Genomic DNA, 3,805 nt, shown 5'->3' with positions numbered 1-3,805 from the left:
AAGAAAAGCAGAAAAAAGAGCCGTAGAAGCGCAGAAAAATAAAAAACAGAAAGCGGAAAAAGAAGCGAAGCTAGAAGTTTTAAAGCGAAGTAAATATAGCTTGTTAAAAAATGAAAAAGATTTAACGGAAACTCAAAAAATTAAACTAGAAGCTATCAAAGAAAATTTCCAAAATTTGAAAAAGATGCACGAGTTAAAGGAAGAATTTAGAAAGATTTATGAAACCTCAGAGAATCCGACAGAAGGACTGCTATCCATCTCGGAATGGTTGGCAAAATCCTCCAGTGTTTTTACTAAGAGTTGTCAAACAATCCGAAACTGGTTTGGAGAAATAATTAGTTATTTCGAGCGAAGGACAACGAATGGGATGGTCGAGGGAGTCAACAATAAACTTAAACTAATAAAACGGAGAGCCTATGGCTTGAGAAACTTTCGGAATTTTTGGGTTAGAAGTATGTTGTCTTGGCATCTTGTATGTTGATTTAGCATAAAGAGTAACGAAGAGCCTCAGTTTTTAATAACCAGATTTAGGATCAGCATTTGCTTGGCTAATTCCAGAGCGGCGATCGCCAGTTATCTTCTCACAGTAGAGAAATGGTCTAGAAATACCCCTAATGAATCATCCGTCTCAAGATAGTCAAGTAGGGTTTTCTATGGTTACAAAATTATGTCAACAATAATAAATTGGCGGCTGTTCCCCGTCAGATAAGGGTGGAAGGTGATGGGATATGAACCTTCGTATTCTCTCAAAAAGTCAAGGTATATATTTGATTGGCTATTGATACAAACACTGGAGAAGTTATTGGTTTTTATCTAGGGTTTGCTGAATAAATCTAAAAACCTTGTTGGGTAAGACTTTTAGACTTTTTGTCAATCAAAAAGTACCGGAATGGGAGTGATCAGAGGTAAAATCCCTGGACTTTTTCCCTGAAAATTAGGTAACTGACTACCTCAAAATCGGTAAAACCCTACACCCCACACCCCACACCCTGCCCCCACCAACAAACTTTTTCAGCAGACCCTAAATAATACTTTTCGACAACGGGTTTTCCGGTTAGTGAGAGAGAGTCTATCGTTCTCTAAAAAAATGGAGAATCACCTTGGGTATCCCTTTGGTATTTTATCCATGACTACAATACCCAAGGAAGTAAAGGTTAAGCCGTCATCACTACTTCTGAATCAGCACCAAATTAGGTTACACTTCATCTTGATGAGAAACGCCCTCAAGGAGCAGCGAGTCTCATAATCGCTACAATAATAGATAAAATCCTAATTGCGAGGAAAGCCTATCGATACCATCTTCGGCAATACCCAGGGACTGAAAGCCAGTCAGATGAAACAGCTACAAAGGCTGTACCATGAACGCTTGCCTATTGATACTCTCACCACCCCAGAATTCGCCCAAAGACTGGCGGCTATCAGTACCGATATCCATCAACCCCTCTGCACCTATATCAACCGTCGCGGCCAGGTAATTCGTGTGGGAGTGGGAACCCCCCGACAAACCCAATTTTCTCTCTTGGAACTACCCCGCTACGGTTCCGAACGTCTTTGCGGAATTCGTTGTATCGCCACGGAACTCAAGCAGGAACCGCCAAAAGAATCCAGTTTAACCGCCATGGCTTTGCAAAGATTAGACGCGCTGGTGATCTTAACATTAACCGGTACAGGCATGATCCGTCGCGGTGGTGGGGCGACCGGTTATGTGGAGCAAGTCTATCTGGCGCATCTCATACCACAAAGTCAAACAAATGTCAATAGTAATATATACTGGTCTGTCTCCCCTCCCTTAAATCTAGAGGATTTAAGCAAACAGGACTTTTTAGAGTTAGTGGAAGGACTAGAGGCGGAGTTTCAGCGAGAATTTACCGCTATAACCGTTGATAAAGCCGAAGATCGGGTACTATTGGTTGGTTTGATCACCGACGATATCAGCGATCGCCAGTTTGAGGACGGTTTAAGTGAATTAGAGCGTTTAGTTGATACCGCCGGGGGTAAAGTTTTGCAAGTCACCCGACAAAAACGGGATCATCCCCATCCTCAAACAGTGATCGGTTCGGGAAAAGTGGCAGAAATCGCCCTACAGGTGCAAACTTCGGGGGCTAATTTAGTTGTATTCAATCGCGACCTTTCTCCCGCCCAAATTCGCAATCTAGAGAACCAAATCGGGGTGAGAGTGGTCGATCGCACCGAGGTAATCCTGGATATTTTCGCCCAACGGGCCCAATCGCAAGCGGGTAAACTACAGGTAGAATTAGCCCAATTAGAATACACTTTACCCCGTCTCACCGGGCGCGGATTAGCTATGTCGAGATTAGGGGGAGGAATTGGCACTCGCGGACCGGGGGAGACAAAATTAGAAACAGAACGCCGAACTATTCAACGTCGTTTATCCCGTCTCCAGGATGAGGTGGATCAACTGCAAGCTCATCGTTCCCGTTTACGCAAACAACGGCAAAAACAAGATGTAGCCAGTGTGGCGATCGTCGGCTACACCAATGCGGGAAAATCTACTTTAATTAATGCTCTCACCGCTGCCGAAGTTTATACCGCCGATCAACTGTTTGCTACCCTCGATCCCACCACCCGACGCTTAACTATTACCGATCCCCTCACCCAAGTCTCTCACACCCTGTTACTAACCGATACGGTGGGTTTTATCCACGAATTACCCCCCTCGCTGGTGGATGCTTTTCGGGCAACTTTAGAGGAAGTAACGGAAGCAGACGCATTACTCCATCTGGTGGATCTCTCCCATCCAGCTTGGGAAAGTCAGATTGCCTCGGTGTTAAAAATCCTCTCGGAGATGCCGATTCAAACTGGTCCAATGTTAATGGTGTTTAATAAGTTGGATCAGGTAAAAAGCGACGATTTGGAAATAGCTAAGGAAAAATATCCCCAAGCTGTTTTTATCTCGGCTATTCGTCGCCTAGGATTGGAAACTTTAAAACAAAAGTTAATCGATTTAATTGCTTAAGTATAGCAGTAAGCTGTCAGTATTCAGGAGACAGGAGACAGGAGTTAGGAGTCAGTATTCAGGAGTCAGGAGATTATTTTTATTTATTCTTACCACTTCCTAATTCCCACTTCCTAATTCCCACGGCTCTTCTGGTTTCTGTGTGGAAACGAGGTCTATACTGATAGTTTATTTAACCAAATAGTCCTAAAAGTCTTTCCCAGTAAACATTTCACGATTTCATAAGCAAAAATTATCACACAAAGTCGAGAAGAGCCTTCCCACTTACCACTTCCTAATTTATAATTTATAATTCCCACTTCCTAATTCCTAATTTATAATTCCCACTTCCCACTCTCCCATACCTTTTAAACAGGATTTTGTATCAGTTATTCAGTTATTATAACTATCATCTATTAGCCCCAAGATAAATTAACTCGGTATCGGGACGCTTACCAAAGATTTTTTCGGAATAGTGTAAAAGCTCATCATTTTTGATTAACTTCAAAAACTCGTCATTGTCAAGAAATAGTTTCCAGCGATTAGTCACATCCATCTGTTGAGCATTGCCAGTAAAGTTCTGCTTTTCAAAGGAACTGCCACCACCATAACTACTAACATAATTTAAGCCAGCATCAGAAAACTCTAGATTAAGAGCGGCGGAAATTTCTGGCTCTTCGGTAATTGTTATGCAATGGACGGGGGTTATAAGGGATGGAACCCTTATATAGAAAGGCATTTAGCGATTTTTGTCAATTGTTTTTTATCTAGAGCGAACTAATCAATTAAGTCTCTTGCCAGATAAAGATTTAGTCGATTTATGCCCCCCTATCGAACCATACCAAGTAA

At 42.3% G+C, this 3,805-nt stretch carries 3 protein-coding genes and 1 pseudogene; 3 read left to right on the top strand and 1 reads right to left on the bottom strand.

Annotation, left to right across the window (positions count from 1 at the left end):
• The 3 genes and pseudogenes from O9290_RS11745 to hflX form a co-directional block, all read left to right on the top strand.
• The coding region (locus O9290_RS11745; protein ID WP_288056684.1) for a transposase at positions 1-481 on the top strand (481 nt) is incomplete at its 5' end.
• Positions 482-1,015: 534 nt separating this feature from the next.
• Positions 1,016-1,158, top strand: a pseudogene (locus tag O9290_RS11740) (IS1 family transposase); the annotation flags it as partial.
• A 115-nt stretch (positions 1,159-1,273) separates the two neighbouring features.
• Entirely contained in the window at positions 1,274-2,977 is a 1,704-nt protein-coding gene (gene hflX / locus O9290_RS11735) for a GTPase HflX (RefSeq protein WP_002760690.1), read from the top strand.
• 388 nt (positions 2,978-3,365) lie between these two features.
• On the opposite strand, the gene O9290_RS11730 is transcribed toward hflX, so the two are convergent.
• Positions 3,366-3,695: a hypothetical protein gene (locus O9290_RS11730; RefSeq protein WP_002760692.1), complete on the bottom strand. Its 330-nt coding sequence runs from the start codon at positions 3,693-3,695 to the stop codon at positions 3,366-3,368.
• Between the last annotated feature and the right edge of the window lie 110 nt (positions 3,696-3,805).

The sequence above is a fragment of the Microcystis sp. LE19-41.2A genome, assembly GCF_027530405.1.
In the GTDB taxonomy this organism is placed as follows: Bacteria; Cyanobacteriota; Cyanobacteriia; order Cyanobacteriales; family Microcystaceae; genus Microcystis; species Microcystis aeruginosa.
The sequence above is the reverse complement of the archived record's forward strand: the minus strand, read 5'-3'. Positions and strand labels throughout refer to the sequence as shown.